At 37.3% G+C, this 16,470-nt stretch carries 10 protein-coding genes; 2 read left to right on the top strand and 8 right to left on the bottom strand.

All coding sequences use genetic code 11. The features are described from left to right. Positions 1-25 precede the first annotated feature (25 nt). The 5 genes from AC07N0_RS06415 to AC07N0_RS06435 form a co-directional block, all read right to left on the bottom strand. Positions 26-658: an LON peptidase substrate-binding domain-containing protein gene (locus AC07N0_RS06415; protein WP_494588551.1), complete on the bottom strand. Its 633-nt coding sequence runs from the start codon at positions 656-658 to the stop codon at positions 26-28. Positions 659-698: 40 nt separating this feature from the next. Continuing rightward, complete coding sequence (locus AC07N0_RS06420) at positions 699-1,163, bottom strand: gliding motility lipoprotein GldH (protein ID WP_492803642.1); 465 nt, start codon at positions 1,161-1,163, stop codon at positions 699-701. A gap of 85 nt (positions 1,164-1,248) precedes the next feature. Then, the gene (locus AC07N0_RS06425; RefSeq protein WP_494588552.1) at positions 1,249-2,826 is read right to left on the bottom strand and encodes a PSP1 domain-containing protein; all 1,578 of its coding nucleotides are present in this window, start codon (positions 2,824-2,826) and stop codon (positions 1,249-1,251) included. Positions 2,827-2,883: 57 nt separating this feature from the next. Then, positions 2,884-4,164, bottom strand: a complete 1,281-nt coding sequence (gene purD, locus AC07N0_RS06430) for a phosphoribosylamine--glycine ligase (RefSeq protein ID WP_492801604.1) — start codon at positions 4,162-4,164, stop codon at positions 2,884-2,886. Positions 4,165-4,339: 175 nt separating this feature from the next. After that, a complete protein-coding gene (locus tag AC07N0_RS06435; RefSeq protein ID WP_492801606.1) occupies positions 4,340-6,694 on the bottom strand; it encodes a RecQ family ATP-dependent DNA helicase in 2,355 nt (784 codons plus the stop codon). 107 nt (positions 6,695-6,801) lie between these two features. Between AC07N0_RS06435 and AC07N0_RS06440 the strand changes: the two genes are divergently transcribed. Further along, the gene (locus AC07N0_RS06440; RefSeq protein WP_309921044.1) at positions 6,802-7,770 is read left to right on the top strand and encodes a KpsF/GutQ family sugar-phosphate isomerase; all 969 of its coding nucleotides are present in this window, start codon (positions 6,802-6,804) and stop codon (positions 7,768-7,770) included. 246 nt (positions 7,771-8,016) lie between these two features. After that, positions 8,017-10,506 carry a bifunctional glycoside hydrolase family 9 protein/polysaccharide deacetylase gene (locus AC07N0_RS06445; protein WP_494588553.1) on the top strand — a complete coding sequence of 830 codons (2,490 nt, stop codon included), beginning with the start codon at positions 8,017-8,019 and terminating at the stop codon, positions 10,504-10,506. A 150-nt stretch (positions 10,507-10,656) separates the two neighbouring features. Here AC07N0_RS06445 and AC07N0_RS06450 read toward each other — a convergent pair whose 3' ends face one another. From AC07N0_RS06450 to AC07N0_RS06460, 3 genes are all read right to left on the bottom strand, one after another. Continuing rightward, the gene (locus AC07N0_RS06450) at positions 10,657-14,376 is read right to left on the bottom strand and encodes a PVC-type heme-binding CxxCH protein (protein ID WP_494588554.1); all 3,720 of its coding nucleotides are present in this window, start codon (positions 14,374-14,376) and stop codon (positions 10,657-10,659) included. Between the two features lie 208 nt (positions 14,377-14,584). Continuing rightward, a complete protein-coding gene (locus AC07N0_RS06455) occupies positions 14,585-15,151 on the bottom strand; it encodes a transposase (RefSeq protein ID WP_492801615.1) in 567 nt (188 codons plus the stop codon). A 168-nt stretch (positions 15,152-15,319) separates the two neighbouring features. Further along, a complete protein-coding gene (locus AC07N0_RS06460; RefSeq protein WP_492801617.1) occupies positions 15,320-16,429 on the bottom strand; it encodes a Gfo/Idh/MocA family protein in 1,110 nt (369 codons plus the stop codon). Between the last annotated feature and the right edge of the window lie 41 nt (positions 16,430-16,470).

The raw sequence follows: 16,470 nt of genomic DNA on the forward strand, positions 1-16,470 counted from the left end.
TTGATAATAGAATCGGGTATGTATGTTAGAAATTCAGAGGGTCTAAATTCTTGAAATGCCCATTCATCCTAATTCTTTCTTTTGTTTTTTCTATTTCTTGCAATACCGTGATTACTCTTTCTAGGTGCTGTATTAAAAAGCCCTGTCTTTCTGCTTCGGTAGGCATTTTTAGTAATTGGTATTCTTCCTCTAAGGATAGTCCAATTTTATGGGCTATTTGATAGGAGTAAGGCTGGTCTTTATTGATATCAAAAGTGTTTTCCTCTTCTAGTAATTTGTATAATACCTTTACTCTTTCTAACAAACCAATCATTACTATTGGGCGGACTTCCACTTCGGGGAGCATTTCTAAAACCCCACCAGCATACATTTTTAGATTGACAGGGTTCTGAAAGTCAATAATTCTAAAAGCCCTTATTCCCTCTGTTTTGATGTCCATTCGCCCATCGTCATATCTTTTTGATACTGAAATGATTTTGACTTCCGTACCAAAGCCTGGTAATTTTCCATCAATAAAAGTTGGAATACCAAAGGTATTTCCGTTATCCAAGCATTCATTGATTAATTCGCGATAACGAGGCTCGAAAATGTGAAGATTGAGGGCCTCCATTGGATAAACCACCAAATTGAGCGGGAATAAAGGAAGAAATTTTTGCATGACTAAGTTATCTCGTTACGATTACTTATCGATTTAAAAATTAATGAGCTACTACTTTTTCAATCGAAAAGCCTGCACTTATGATATCCAATAGTGGGTCTTGTCGCATATACTGACGAATCTGGATTTTGTATTTCCCATTTTTAGGAAAATGAAAATCTTTGAAGACTAATACTTTATGGTCGTAAATATCACCTAGTCCTTCGCCTAAAGAACGACCAGAGGTTTGGTCGAACAAGATTACCTCATCCAATTTTTGATGAATTATTTTCCCTGTTTCTGTCGTTAAGTAATGCGTCAGGTATAAATTATAGTAAGGATAAGAGCGATTGTTACGAATGGTATAAAAAACATTATAGGCCGATGCTGAGTCTTTTACTTCAAAAGTAAAAGTTGGAGCATCTTTAATAAACCATTTTGCATCAGGAATATCATAATTTTCCTTTAGGATAGTGTTGGTATCACAAGATGAAAGCGTGCATAAAAAAAAGGCTAACAAAGCCATGATAAAAACATTCAGATGCACGGTTGGCATGCTGAACGATTTATTAATAGCCTTGTTAACCCAATATTTTGTACTCGACATATCGCTAAACTGCTTTGTTATCGTCATTGTTACGGTTGTTGTTCCGATTTTGTGGCGGACGATTCTGTTTTGGATGATGGGGCTTTTTATTTCCCTGATTGTTATTATTCGTTTTAGCTGGCTGAGCACCTTTGTCTTGTTGTGGTTCCGAGGCATTAGCATTAGGCTGTTGATTTTGATTGCCTTGGTGCTGTGGCTTAGGTCCTTTAGAATGCTGAGGTCGCTGGTTGTTTTTAGGATGAACAGCCTTTTGTTGCTCTTGTCCTTTTGCTCCCTGTTGTTTTGGCTGTTGAACAGGCTTTTCTTGTTGGGTTGCCTTATCTTCAGTTTTTACAGGGCGTTGTTCAGCCTTTACTTCTCTTTTTTCTTGTTTGAATTCTTTACGTTCAGGACGAGGATTATCTCTTTTCTCTGATTTGAAGTCAGGACGGTCACCTTTTTTCTTATCAAAGCTTTTCTTGCCACCGTTTCCGCCGTACTTTCTGTCCATTTTATCTAAATCTGCATTTAATGGACCTGCACCTTTTTCGATTTCCAGTTCAATTTTTGCAGATTCAGCACCATCGATAGATTGTGGTTTTACGCCCCTTTCGTTCAAAGTCATAATCTCCCTTACCCTATCAACCGTTACAGGAATCCAGTTACTTTCTTCACCTCTATAACCAAACCACATTACTCTTTTAAAAATATCCGTTTTCTGTAAAAAAGCTTCACCTTTTATCGTTTGAAGAGATTTCTCAATTGTCGGAATATCTTTCAGGGCATCCATATAGGTTTCTAATTCATAGTTCAAACAACATTTAAGTCGTCCACATTGACCAGAAAGTTTTACAGGATTCAAAGAAAGGTTTTGATAACGAGCTGCCGAAGTAGTTACGTTTTTAAAGTCAGTCAGCCAAGTAGAACAACACAATTCTCGTCCACATACACCAATACCACCTACTCTGGCAGCTTCTTGACGAAGGGAAATTTGTTTCATTTCAACCCTCACTTTAAACTCACTCGCTAACATTTTAATTAATTCTCTGAAATCCACACGGTCGTCAGAAGAGTAATAAAAAATAGCTTTGGTGTTATCAGATTGAAACTCCACGTCCGAGAGCTTCATATTCAATTTTAATTCCTTGATAATTTCACGGGTGCGATACATCGTAGGATAATCACGTGCAACAGCTTGGTCGTGTTTTTCAAGGTCTTTATCATTGGCTTTTCGGTAGATAACTTTTATTTCTTCGTTATCTTTCAGCCCCTTCTTTAGCATTTGTAAACGCACAAGCTCGCCTTGTAAAGATACAAAGCCAAGGTGATGCCCACTTGGGACATCAACGATTACAGGGTCGCCAGCATAGAGTTCAATTTGATTAGTGTTTCTGAAATATTCTTTTCTACCACCTTTAAATTTTACTTCTACAACATTGAATTTACTAAAAGTAGGAATATCCATATTCGACAGCCAGTCGAACACGTTCATTTTATTACAACCGCCCGTACCGCAAGCACCGTTGTTCTGACATCCTCCAACAGCACCACCGTCTTTATTTTTAGTTCCACAGCTTCCTGAGGAGCAAGATTTACATCCCATAATTTAAGGAGAGAATGAAAAAAACATTCTACTTTATGTGTTTATAAATAAGTATGATTAATACCTCAACACATCTAACCCAATATCTTTTCGATAATATTTTCCATCAAAAAGCACATCTTGGGCAGCTTTTTGAGATTTTTGAATGGCTTTCTCTAAGGTATTCGACATGCCTGTCAATACCATTACTCTGCCACCATTCGTGAGTACTAAATTATTGTCTAGTTTAGTACCTGCATGAAAAATTGTAGCTTCTTTGATAGAATCATAACCCACAATTACATCACCTTTTCTGTAGTCATTCGGGTAACCACCAGCTACAACTACCGTAGTAACGGCATGTTGTTTACTTACTGTAAAGTCGGCCTCATGCAATTCATTTTTGGCAGTAGCAATCATTAAAGCTAAGAAATCAGACTCAATTCTTGGTAAAACCACTTCTGTTTCAGGATCGCCCATTCGAGCGTTATATTCAATTACATAAGGTTCGCCTTCGTGATTCATTAAACCAATAAAGATAAAACCATTGTATTTTATACCTTCGGCTTTTAAGCCAGCAAGCGTTGGTTTGATTACCTGAGCATCTACGGCCTCCATGAATTTAGCGGTAGCAAATGGCACAGGCGAAACAGCACCCATACCACCAGTATTTAACCCAGTATCACCTTCGCCAATGCGTTTGTAGTCTTTGGCTTCTGGTAGAACTTTGTAAGAATCTCCGTCAGTTAACACAAAAACAGATAGTTCTATACCTGTTAGAAATTCTTCAATAACCACTTTGCTACTAGCATCACCAAATTTTGCATCAACCAACATTTCGGTTAAAGATTCTTTGGCTTCGTCTAGCGAAAGGGCAATAATTACTCCTTTACCAGCCGCTAATCCATCGGCTTTTAATACGATAGGTAGCTTTTGGTTCTCTAAATATTTTAAACCATCTTCAAGCGTATCTTTGGTGAAAGTCTGTGATTTCGCTGTAGGAACACCATACTTTGCCATGAAATTTTTCGAGAAATCTTTTGAACCTTCCAGCATTGCTCCATGGGCATCTGGACCAACCATCAGAACATGTTTTAAATCCTCTCTCGACTGAAAATAGTCTCTTACTCCTTTTACTAAAGGCTCTTCAGGGCCTACAATTACTAACTCAATATCATTTGTTAAAACTGCTTCAGCTATTTTTTCAAAGTCATTATATGAAATAGGCAAGTTTGTAGCAATTTGTGCAGTTCCAGCATTACCCGGTGCTACAAACAATTTATCACAAAGAGTACTCTGGGATATTCTCCAAGCAAAAGCGTGTTCACGTCCGCCAGAGCCTAAAATTAGTGTATTCATTTATTGTTATTTTCTTGTGTTTCAATGATTAATTACCGTTATAACCATTGAAACATTCCATTAAGCAATTTTATTGATTGATTCTTAAGGATTAATGTAAGTGCTCAATGTGAAAAATGAAGTTGCTGTGTAAATTAAAGTACATACTAAACTCACAACTCATCACTCACAACTCTTAATTCGCTACTTCACTTAAAAACTTAATTCTCATCAATCTCAATTCTTCTTCGGTAATATCATCAATATTACATTCTTCCAAGGCCACTGCGATATTATCAGATTCAGCCTCCATGAAATATTCAAAAATCTCTTCTTGTTTATCAGGTTCAACCACTTGGTTGATATAATAATCAAGATTTAGTTTAGTACCAGAATAACAGATATGTTCGATTTCCTCAATCAATTCTGCCATCGAAAGCTCCTTCTGGTCAGCAATGATATCCAAATCTACTTTTCTATCAACCTGTTGAATGATATGAATCTTGATTTTTGATTTATTCACAGCCGATTTAACAACTACTTCCGTAGCGGTTTCAATCTCGTTATCCTCAACGTATTTTTTGATTAAATCAATAAACTGACGACCAAATTTTACAACCTTACCCATACCAACACCATTAATCTGAGCCATCTCATCTTTGGTGGTAGGGTAGGTAGTTGCCATTTCCTCAAGTGATGGATCTTGGAAGATTACATACGGAGGAAGATTTTTTTCTTTGGCTAGTTTTTTACGAAGGTTTTTCAACAATTCAAATAATGCTACATCATACGAACCACTGCCCGATGCCGCTTCTTTTTCTTCGTCTTCTTCTATTTTCTCGTTTTCATAATCGTGGTCTTTTGAAAGCGTTAACGGATAAGGGTCTTTCAAATACTCTTTCCCTTTTTCAGAAACTTTCAATACACCATAATTCTCAACATCTTTTTCTAAGAAACCTAATACTGCTATCTGACGCACCATCGAAACGCATTGTTCAATCGGTTCAGGTTCAGCATTTTTTCTGCTCTTAGATTTCGCTGCTGGTTTTGCTTTCTTTTGTTTCGGAATCGGATTTCCATCCTCATCTTCTTCATCCGAAAATTCTACTTCGTCATCATCGTCATCATCGTCGTCTTCGTCCTCATCAGCATTCAGTTTGAACAATGATTTAGCTTTTCCGAAGGTTTCAATTTTGTTGTGTTCATAACTGCCCACATACTGGCTTTTATAACCCATCAAAATATCTGCGATATGTTGTGCATCAAAACGCTCGCCTGTTAATTCAACCGTTTTTAAGGCCAATACTACGGCTTCTTCTACCTTATATTTTGGCGTTGGTTTGTTACAGTTATCGCAGAAACCACAGTCTTTATCAACGTGTTCACCAAAATAATTTAATAACTGACGACGGCGACAAGTACCCAAGTTGGCATAATGTACCATTTCATGCAATAGCATACGGGCAGTATCGCGCTCTGTAATGGTTTTATCCTTGTTGAATTTATCTAACTTGTTGATATCTTCTTTCGCATAAAACATGATGCAAGTACCATCTAGCCCATCGCGACCAGCTCTACCAGTTTCTTGGTAATAGCCTTCTAATGATTTAGGGGCATCGTAGTGAATTACAAAGCGAACATCTGGCTTATCGATTCCCATACCAAAGGCAATCGTTGCTACCATTACATCCGTTTCTTCGTTCAAGAAAGCCTCTTGATTAGCCATGCGAACATCACCATCTAAACCAGCATGATAAGGCAAAGCTCTTACACCATTTACGTTGAGTAAATTGGCAATTTCTTCTACTTTCTTACGGCTTAAACAATAGATAATTCCCGACTTTCCATGATTGGCCTTGATGTATTTGATAATTTGCTTATCAATATCATCACGCTTCGCACGGATTTCGTAATAAAGGTTTTTACGATTGAATGAAGACTTAAACAACCTAGCTTCGTCCATGTTTAAGTTCTTCTGGATATCCTGCTGAACTTTTGGCGTAGCCGTAGCTGTAAGGGCAATGATTGGTAACTTTGTATTGATGCTTTCTACGATAGAACGAATACGGCGGTATTCAGGACGGAAGTCATGCCCCCATTCCGAAATACAGTGTGCTTCGTCGATTGCTACAAAAGAGATTTTTGCTTGTTTTAAAAATGCTAGGTTATCCTCTTTGGTTAAAGATTCTGGAGCGATGTATAACAACTTTACCTCTCCGCTAATAACCGCATTTTTAACTTTCGTCATTTCAGCACGGTTCAATGATGAATTCAAGAATTGAGCATTGATTCCAAATGCATTCATTTGATCAACCTGATTTTTCATCAGGGCAATCAACGGAGAAATTACGATAGCAGTACCTTCCATCGCAATGGCAGGCATTTGATAACATAATGATTTCCCCGCACCCGTTGGCATGATAACAAAAGTGTTTTCGCCAGACAGGGTGTTTTTTATAATATCTTCTTGTTCACCACGGAACTGGGAAAATCCAAAAGTCTCTTTGAGTTTTTCTTTTAAAAAGTCGGTGGTTTCTTGTGTAACACTCATTGTTTTTGAAACTTGTAAAAGGTTTTTTGATTAATATCGTGGTTAATAATCCTTTATCTTTGTAATAAATTTAACACAAAATCAGTCTTGAAAAACTGTTTCTAACATTGAAATTAGTAAAAAATATCCAATCAACTGCAAAAAAAGTTTTAGAGGAAGAAGCAAATGCAATCCTAAAAATTGTAGCATCAATTGATTCCTCGTTTGAATCATGTGTAAATCACCTACTTAAGGCCAAAGGTCGCTTGGTGATTACTGGTATTGGCAAATCTGCAATTATCGCCCAGAAAATTGTGGCTACGCTTAATTCAACTGGAACGCCCGCTTTGTTCATGCACGCTGCCGATGCTATACACGGTGATTTAGGGATGATTCAAACAGAAGATACCGTAATGTGTATTTCAAAATCGGGCGATACACCCGAAATAAAAATTTTGATACCCCTTATTAAGCGAACTGGTGTAAAATTAATTGCAATGGTTTCAAATACAAGTTCTTATCTAGGTAAAAATGCAGATTTTATTTTACATGCCTATACGGAGAAAGAAGCAGATATTTTAAATCTTGCCCCTACAACTAGTACAACAGTAGCTTTGGCATTAGGAGATGCCCTTGCAGTATGCTTATTAGAATGTCGTGGATTTAATAGTGATGATTTTGCCAAATATCACCCTGGAGGAGCTTTAGGCAAGCGTTTATACCTGAAAGTATCAGATATTTATCCTAATCATGGATTGCCCCTAGTATCCGAAAATGCAAGTATTAAAGAGGCATTTTTAGAAATTAGTTCTAAAAGATTAGGCGCAACAGCAGTAGTAAATCAGGACAATGATTTATTAGGTATAATTACGGATGGTGACGTGCGAAGAATGTTAAACGTACATGATAATTTGGTAGGATTAACAGCGAAAGATATTATGACGGCCAAGCCAAAATCAATAAATGCTGACGCTTTTGCCGTAGAAGCTTTGCAACTGATGCAAGAGAAAAGTATTACGCAGTTAGTAGTAGTAGAAAATAATAAACCAATAGGTTTTGTTCACTTGCATGATTTATTGAAGGAGGGGTTGGTATAGAAAAAGAGAAGTCTTGATGATAGTAATCTGCATAATATGCGATAGTTTTTCCAATTCGTGACGCACTGCGTCATGAATTAAGTTGGACACATTATTGAATAATTAAGTAGAGATAAGAATGAAGCGTAACGATTACAATATATTGACTTGACTATTGAAGGTAATTGTGATACTTGCCCCTACAAACTAGTATAAATAAGCTTGAACCTGAGGAATTAATACGCTAATTTTAAAGTAAAAAGCTTCATGAAAAAACTATCCTTCATCATTTTAACTTTCTTTTCATTTTATACTACGATTGGTCAAACTACTCAAAATGCTTGGATAAGAATTAATCAAGTAGGGTATTTACCACAATCGCAAAAAGTGGGTGTTTGGGTGAGTAAAAACGAAGAGAAAGTAACAAGCTTTTCGTTGATTGATGTACTGACGAAGAAGGTAGTTTTTCAGTCGAGCCAAGTACAACAATTTGGTAAATATGCTTCTTTTCAATCCGCGGTTAGGCTTAACTTTTCAAAATTTACCCAACAAGGCACTTATTATCTTCAAGTAAGACAAACCAAATCTCCAATATTCCGAATCAATGCTGATGTGTATGAAGGTTCCGCCGATTTTGTGCTGAAATATATGCGTCAGCAAAGAAGTGGATATAATCCTTTCTTGAAAGACTCTTGTCATAAAGCTGATGGCTTTATCGTATATCATCCTGATAAACAAAAAGACTCTACACACCTTGATGTATCGGGTGGTTGGCACGATGCCTCTGACTATCTCCAATATGTTACAACCTCCGCTAATGCTATTTTTCAAATGATGTTTGCTTATCAAGAAAACCCTGAGGTATATACCGACAAGCATGATGCTTGGGGAAATCTTGGTAAAAATGGTATTCCTGATATATTAGACGAGGCTAAATGGGGATTAGATTGGTTGGTGAAAATGAATCCAGCTAAGCATGAGTTTTATAATCAACTAGCTGATGACCGCGACCATAGAGGGTTGCGATTGCCTAATAAAGACTTAACCAAATATGCTACTAACCAAGGCTTAGCCAGACCCGTGTATTTTATTACAGGCAAGCCACAAGGCTTTAAATATAAAAACAGAACTACAGGTGTATCTTCTACAGTAGGCAAATTTGCTTCTGCCTTTGCACTTGGTCATCAATTATTCCAGTCGTATTATCCAGCATTTGCCAACCAATTAAAAGAAAAAGCCATAGATGCCTACCAATTCGGGAAAGAATTGCCTGGGGTTAGTCAAACTGCCCCTGGAGGAGCACCTTATTTTTATGAAGAAGACAATTGGGTAGATGACATGGAATTAGCAGCTACACAATTGTCTAATGTACTAACTGAACGAAAAATCGTTGATGAAGCGGCAACCTTTGGTCGACAAGAACCTACTACGCCTTGGATGGGCGCTGATACCGCAAGGCATTATCAATGGTATCCCTTTGTGAATTTAGGTCATTACTTTTTAGCGAAAAACACGGCTCAAAAAACTTATTCAAAGGAGTTTAAACAATACTTAGAAAGTGGAATAGAGAAGGTTTTTCAAAGAGGAAAAAATAATCCTTTTCTGAATGGAGTTCCTTTTGTTTGGTGTTCAAACAATTACGTAAGCGGACTTATCACCCAATTAGTATTATACCGAAAACTTACTAACAGTACAAAATACATAGAAATGGAAGCCGCCATGCGTGATTGGTTGTTGGGCTGTAATCCTTGGGGAACGAGTATGATATGCGGATACCCAAGTGCTGGCATATCACCACAAGACCCTCATTCAGCCTTTACACATTTATACAATTATAAAATAGATGGCGGTTTGGTAGATGGCCCTGTGTATGGTTCTATTTGGAATAAGCTGATAGGAATAACGCTTTATCAACCAGATGAATATGCGGACTTTCAATCTGACTTGGTAGTTTATCATGATGATTACGGCGATTATTCTACCGATGAACCGACGATGGACGGTACTGCTAGCTTGTCATTTTTATTATCGCATTATGAAAAAGAGGGTTTGAGCCAAAATAAAAGTAAAATAGAAAAAGAATCGGGCGGGATTATTAGAATGAATCCTAATGAGAAGAAAATCTACCTAGCTTTTACAGGACATGAGTTTAATGATGGAGGGGAAACTATCACTAAAGTATTGGATAAACATCATATTAAGGCTAATTTTTTCTTTACAGGAGAATTTTATAGAAACCCTCCTTTTAAAACTACTATTGAGAAATTGATTGCACAAAGAAATTATATAGGATGCCACTCTGATAAACATTTGTTGTATGCATCATGGGCAAAACGTGATTCTCTTCTAATCACTAAAGAGCAATTTACAACCGACCTTCAACAAAATTATGATGCCTTAGCCAAGTTTGGCGTACAAGCCGAACAAGCTCAGTATTTTATGCCTCCCTTTGAATGGTACAATCAAACTATTGTCGACTGGACAAAACAAGCTGGACTTACGCTTGTGAATTATAGTACTGGAACTTCTTCTAATGCGGATTATACAACGCCAGAAATGCCTAATTATAAGTTTTCCGAGCAGATATTTCAGCGAATATTACAATATGAAACAAGCGAAGCTAAAGGCTTGAATGGATTTATCTTATTGACGCATATAGGTGTTTCGCCAGAAAGAAAAGATAAGTTTTATCAAAGATTAAATGAACTAATTCAGGTGTTGAAAGCTAAAGGTTATTCATTTGCTAAGTTTGAATAATAAATCTGTAGCACGAGTTTCCAACTCGTAGCATTTATAATAAAGAAGTGGATTCACGACTTGGAAAGGCGTGCTACGGTGCGGTGATACAACAAAAAACCTCCACAAAATACATGTGGAGGTTTCACTAATTATTTTCAATCAAAAAAATTATTTTACTACTTTCATTATGCCGTTCATGATACTCCAGTGTCCAGGGAAAGTACATACAAATGGATAATCTCCTATTTGTTCTGGTACTGTGAATGTCAGACGATATGATTCTTCGGGGTTTACCAATGGCGTTGAAGCAATGATTTGAGAAATGTTAGGTACATAGTTTTTATCTAAAGCATCCTTTTGTGTAATCATTTTGTTCGCTGCCTTTCCGATGATTTCCAACGATTTTGGTTTACCAATTACCAAATTATGTTGCATGGCATCAGGGTTTTCAAAAACCAATTCTACTTTAGTACCAGCTTTTACCGTGAATTCCTTTTTATCAAACTTCATTTCTTCCTTCACAGACTTTATCACAATCACCACCTTGTTGGCATCTACCACTTCTTCTTTTACTTCCCATACTTGGAATAAACGTGCTAATTTAGCTTTGTTATCAGCCGAAAGAGTTTTGTTTAAACTTGCTAAGAAAGTCTTGTCACTATCTTTCACTTGTGATTTTTTTCGATAATTCCAGCCATCAGCCACTCCTTTAATCAATGAAGCAGCACTTGTTTCATCCAGTTTCTGGCTTAGTTTTAATAAAGCCACCACAGAATCAGGAGAAGAAACATTAGCATAGTTTTTCACGGCTTTTTCGATAGCGTAGTTCGACATACTCTTTGGAGCATTGAATGTCAATTTCTGACTATATGCATTATTCTTCTCGTTATCTTCAGCGATGATATTGGTTTTATCTACTTCTACTGAGATAGTATAAGTACCTGCCATATCAGAAGACAGACCTAAATTACTAGTCCATGCACCATTGTTATACTTATCAATATTAACAGTTTCGCCTGCTGGAATACCTGCATTAAATGTATGGCTTACTAAGTCGAATTTTCTACCTACGCCTTCAATTCTGATATTAAGATTAATAACTTCTCCTTGAGCAACAGCTACACCTCCTTGGTTTTTCACTTCGATGTTGAATAAAGTATTTTCACCTAATGCTGGATTAGCAGGCATAAAATTGATTTTACTAATTACTAAGTCAGGCTTGTCGCTATTAGACTTATTAGCAGGTGCTTTATCATTTTGCATCATGGCCGCATGGTCGTGATGAGCAGGCATAGCGTCTGTTTTTGCTTTTGTCGTAGATGCACTTTTTGAAAGAGTCTGCAAATATTTTTTAAGTAAAACCTGATTGTGACTCGTTAATACCGACGCAAAGGCATCAGGTAACCAACGGTCGTTTATCTCAGTTGATTGTTCTAATCTAGTTAACAAAACTTTCTCAGATTCTGCTGTCAAAGGCATTTCTGATAAAGCCAATAATGTGTTTAATACCACTAAAGGCTCTTTATCATTCAAGAGGTTATTGTTCAACAATATTTTCACGGAAGCCTCATTGCGTGGTAAAATTTGTACAGCAGTCTTACGAACACCCGAACATGGATGTGATAAACTAGCAACCAACGCTTGTTGTACTGCAGGGTCGTTTATTACGCCTAATCCTTCCAATGTACGCAACGCATGAATTACACTTGGATTAATGCCTGCTTCGTCTAAAGATTGGTCTTTTGTGATTTCAATCAATGCTGGCACGATGTCTTTTTGTCCACGTTCCACTAACATACGCTGAGCATTCATTCTCCAGAACATATTCGTGTTCTTAAGTGACGCTAACAATTCTTGTGGACGGTCTTTCGATAAACTCAAAGGAGTATAGCTAGGAGCTTCTTTATAGCTTACACGGTAAATTCTACCATGTGTATAATTTCTCAAATCGGTTTCATAAGCATTTCCTTTCCCCATTTCAAAACCATTTGGTTTTGGGTTATGTTGGATGATAAAAGAATACCAATCGGCAATCCAAACGGCACCATCAGGACCAACCTCTGCAAATACTGGTGAAACCCATTCATCAGCACCAGCCAATAGGTTGAAGCCTTCTACATCGCTATAGTCAGTGCCATTTTTTGTCATTACGTTTTGGTGAACTACGTGTCCTGTAGGTTCACACACAAAAGCCGTTTTGTTCCAATAGTTTTTCGGGAACGCTCTAGCCGTATAAAAGTTATGACCAGCCGCTGCAGTATATCCACCAAAAACATCTACCTGACGAATTCTTGGTGTAATGGTTTTCATATCTTTATGTGTATCCGTACTTCGGCTACCATTATTTGATAAAGGCGCTAAAATATTTCTATGTGGAATAGCCATATACCAGCCATGTGAATTGTTGGCAGTTGAACCAAAAACATCGCCAGTTTCATTGAAAGCAAAACCCCAAGTATTATTTGAAGTACTAGTGATATGTTCAAAATCAGAACCATCGGCTTTGAATCTAAAGAATCCTTGAGCAAATTTAACCGAATCTTTTTCTGCAAATTTTCCTTGAAAGCCTGCATAACCTACGCAACCCCAAATCCAGTTATCAAAACCATAATGCAAGTTTGATGGCCCAGCATGGGTATCAGAAGTACCAAAACCAGAGAACAATATTTTCTTTTCATCGGCTTTGTCGTCACCATCAGTATCTTTCAAAAATAACATGTGTGGTGCTTGAGCTACAATAACACCTCCATTGGCAAAAACCAATCCTGTAGGAATACTTAGGCCGTCTGCAAAGTGAGTGAATTTATCAGCCTTACCATCTTTGTCGGTATCTTCACAAATCAAGATATAGTCGCTACCACCAGTTTCTTTGCGTTCGTTAGGATAATCTTTGGTGATAAGTACATACAAACGACCACGCTCGTCCCATGACATAGCAATAGGGTGCATTACGTTAGGCTCGTGGGCAAATACTTCTAAATTAAAATCAACGGGTACTTGTATATGCTTAACAGATTCTTCTGGAGAAAGCGCTGCTTGCAATAATTGTGGGTCTGGGCGTTTTTCATAGTTAGGTAACTTAGCTGGACTATATGAAAAAGCCTCAGGGTGAAGGGCAGCATGAGCAGCCTGTGCTTGTTCATCAACAGCCCAAATGATTCCGTTTTCTAACAGTTTCAAGAAATCAGGATTTGTCCATGTACGTTCATCATGTCCGTAGGCTGTATAAAATACTTTGCCCTTTCCATATTGGCGTGTCCAAGTGTAAGGTTCAGTTTTAGCATCTGGACGGTCTTTTGTTTGGTCAGCTTTGATGTCACGCGTTATCAAAACATTATTGTCAGGTTGTAATTGGCTATGCAAATACGTTTCATCGAAGGCTTTGATGCCTGAAATATCTTTTAAAATTGGACTATTAGGCTGAACAATATTCGCTCGAATAGTGTCCATTGTGTGGCGCCAGAACTGCCCACCTACCATTTTAACATACTCAGGCGAATTTCTAAAACAGAAAGACGCACAGTGTATTGGCAAAATTCCTTTTCCAGAAGCCACATACGCTAAGAGTGCTTTCTCAGCATCAGGCGTGATATTATCCCAGTTGGCATAAATCATCAACGCATCAAACTTATTCAGATTAGTAGTATTGATATCTTCTAATTTATCTGTATAAGTAATGTTGATACCTTTATTTCCTAAAGCCTCCATCAGCGTTGGCACGCGGTCTATCGGTTTATGATGGCCATTATCACCAAGGAATAACACTTCCAAACGACGGGCTTTCACCGTTGTTTGTACAGCTGATTGTTTATTTTTTTTTGCTTTTTTCTGAGAAAAACCTACTAGGCAAGTCAGTAATAAGCAAAGACAAAACAGTGATTTTTTCATTTTTGATAATTGAATAAATTCATGGATTATTTAAATAAAATTGGGTATTTGGCTATTGAGAGTATTTTCATGATACAAAACACGGGCAATAGTACTTTAGCATTCTTGTTATTTTTTACTGTTTCGACTACCGTGGTCTGTGGCACACAGAACACTTACATTCGCACCAATTATGGTCTGTGTGCCACAGACCATGGTAAGTAAGGAGCTAAAATCTGTCCATATAGTGTGTTAGAATACCAAATTCGTCTTCACCTGTCTCATAAAATTTAGCAGAAGACCAGCGGTAATTTTCAGGTCTATCAGTAAGATTCCATTTTTCCTGTAAAGGATTCAAGTGAATGTATTCTATTTTTTGTAGAACCTTAGCTCTGGTATTCATCAAAATTGCTAAAGGGTCTCTTTGCCAAATTCGATATTGTCTTTCTTTTTCATTTACTTCAAAATGTAGCAAAACTTTAGGGTGATTGAGTTTTAAATCTTTCACTATTTCATGCGCTACCTTTTTATTAAATGAAGCATGAGGCATTTCTTTGCCATTTTTATTGAGTAATTCCCAAACAATGTGGAGGTGGTTTGGCATAATAACAAAAGCATAAATCTTGATTTGTCCTAATGCTACTAATTCTTGCCAAACGGATATAACCAATTCAATATATTTTTCTTGATTAAATAATCGTTTCCAATCCTTCACGGTATCAGTCCAGAAATAAACTTCATCAAGAAACATTCTTGAATTACGAATGCCATATTTTTTGATTAAATCTTCTCTCATTGTTTTAAGGTGTAGTGTAAATGTTTTATTATATGTCGTGGTCTCAACCGACTCCATGGTCTGTGGCACACAGAACACTTACATTCGCATCAGTTGTGGTCTGTGTGCCACAGACCACGGAGTCAGAGAGTCAGAAATTAAAGTCTCAAATCCAATTGATTAAAAATCTCAAAAATCAGGGATATAAATAATTTCGCCTCCTTTTAAAGCTGATTCGTGTGATAAAATACCTACTGATGTCCAGTTAGCAGATTGTTCAGCATTTGGGAATGGGTCACGGTCTTCCACAATAGCCGACACAAATTCATGTACAAGGTGCGGATGCGAACCACCATGTCCAGAACCTTGTAAAAATGAAAGATGTTGGTTTTCGTCAGTATCATATACGCCACCTGTAGTAAATACTTGAATTTCTTCAGGTAAATAATGAGCATAATCTGGCACCGTTACTTTCTCTGGTATTTCTGGCTCAGGTTTCTTAGCAGTATGTACTACGTGCTCTTCGTGCTCAATCAATGACCATTCAAAAGATTTTTTAGAACCATACACTTCAAAACTCTCGCGGTATTGGCGAGCAACATCAAATAACGAACGATATACTAAGGCACTTAAATCAGAATCTTTGAATTTGATATGGGCTGATTCGATGGCAAAAGGAGAATTATAATGTTGGTGCAATTCCTCACGAATGGTTCCTGAACCAAAACATGAAACGTACTCTGCTTGTAGTTTTAATAAACCAGCTACAGGACCCACACAGTGTGTAGCATAGTGCATTGGGGGTAAACCTGGCCAATAACCCGGCCATCCGTCCATGTCTTGTTGGTGCGAAGCCTTTAAGAATTGAACCTTGCCTAGTTCGCCTTTTTCGTATAGTTCTTTCACATATAAAAATTCACGGCTGTATACTACCGTTTCCATCATCATGTATTTTTTGCCAGTTCTTCTGGTTGCTTCCACGATGGCTTTACATTCTTCTACAGAAGTAGCCATAGGAACAGTACAAGCTACGTGTTTGCCTGCATTCAACGCTTTTAAGCTTTGTTCAGCATGGTTATGGATAGGTGAATTGATATGAACAACATCAACATCAGGGTCTGCCAATAAATCATCAAAGCTTGTATAACGCTTTTCGATATTGAAAGCATTACCAATTTCATTTAATTTCTCTTCTGTACGCTGACAAATAGCATACATATTAGTATGTGGGTGACGTTGATAGATGGGAATAAATTCAGCTCCAAATCCCAAGCCGACAATGGCAATGTTTAGTTTCATGATTTTAATTGTTAGTCTATTAAAAAAGTTGTGAGCAACTA

Source organism: Arcicella sp. GW821-FHT09D11, from assembly GCF_059416265.1.

Excerpts from the sequence above, each read along its gene's own strand:
- AC07N0_RS06415 (WP_494588551.1), bottom strand. The coding sequence starts at position 658 with ATGCAAAAATTTCTTCCTTTATTCCCGCTCAATTTGGTGGTTTATCCA.
- AC07N0_RS06420 (WP_492803642.1), bottom strand. The coding sequence starts at position 1,163 with ATGGCTTTGTTAGCCTTTTTTTTATGCACGCTTTCATCTTGTGATACC.
- AC07N0_RS06425 (WP_494588552.1), bottom strand. The coding sequence starts at position 2,826 with ATGGGATGTAAATCTTGCTCCTCAGGAAGCTGTGGAACTAAAAATAAA.
- purD (WP_492801604.1), bottom strand. The coding sequence starts at position 4,164 with ATGAATACACTAATTTTAGGCTCTGGCGGACGTGAACACGCTTTTGCT.
- AC07N0_RS06435 (WP_492801606.1), bottom strand. The coding sequence starts at position 6,694 with ATGAGTGTTACACAAGAAACCACCGACTTTTTAAAAGAAAAACTCAAA.
- AC07N0_RS06445 (WP_494588553.1), top strand. The coding sequence starts at position 8,017 with ATGAAAAAACTATCCTTCATCATTTTAACTTTCTTTTCATTTTATACT.
- AC07N0_RS06450 (WP_494588554.1), bottom strand. The coding sequence starts at position 14,376 with ATGAAAAAATCACTGTTTTGTCTTTGCTTATTACTGACTTGCCTAGTA.
- AC07N0_RS06455 (WP_492801615.1), bottom strand. The coding sequence starts at position 15,151 with ATGAGAGAAGATTTAATCAAAAAATATGGCATTCGTAATTCAAGAATG.
- AC07N0_RS06460 (WP_492801617.1), bottom strand. The coding sequence starts at position 16,429 with ATGAAACTAAACATTGCCATTGTCGGCTTGGGATTTGGAGCTGAATTT.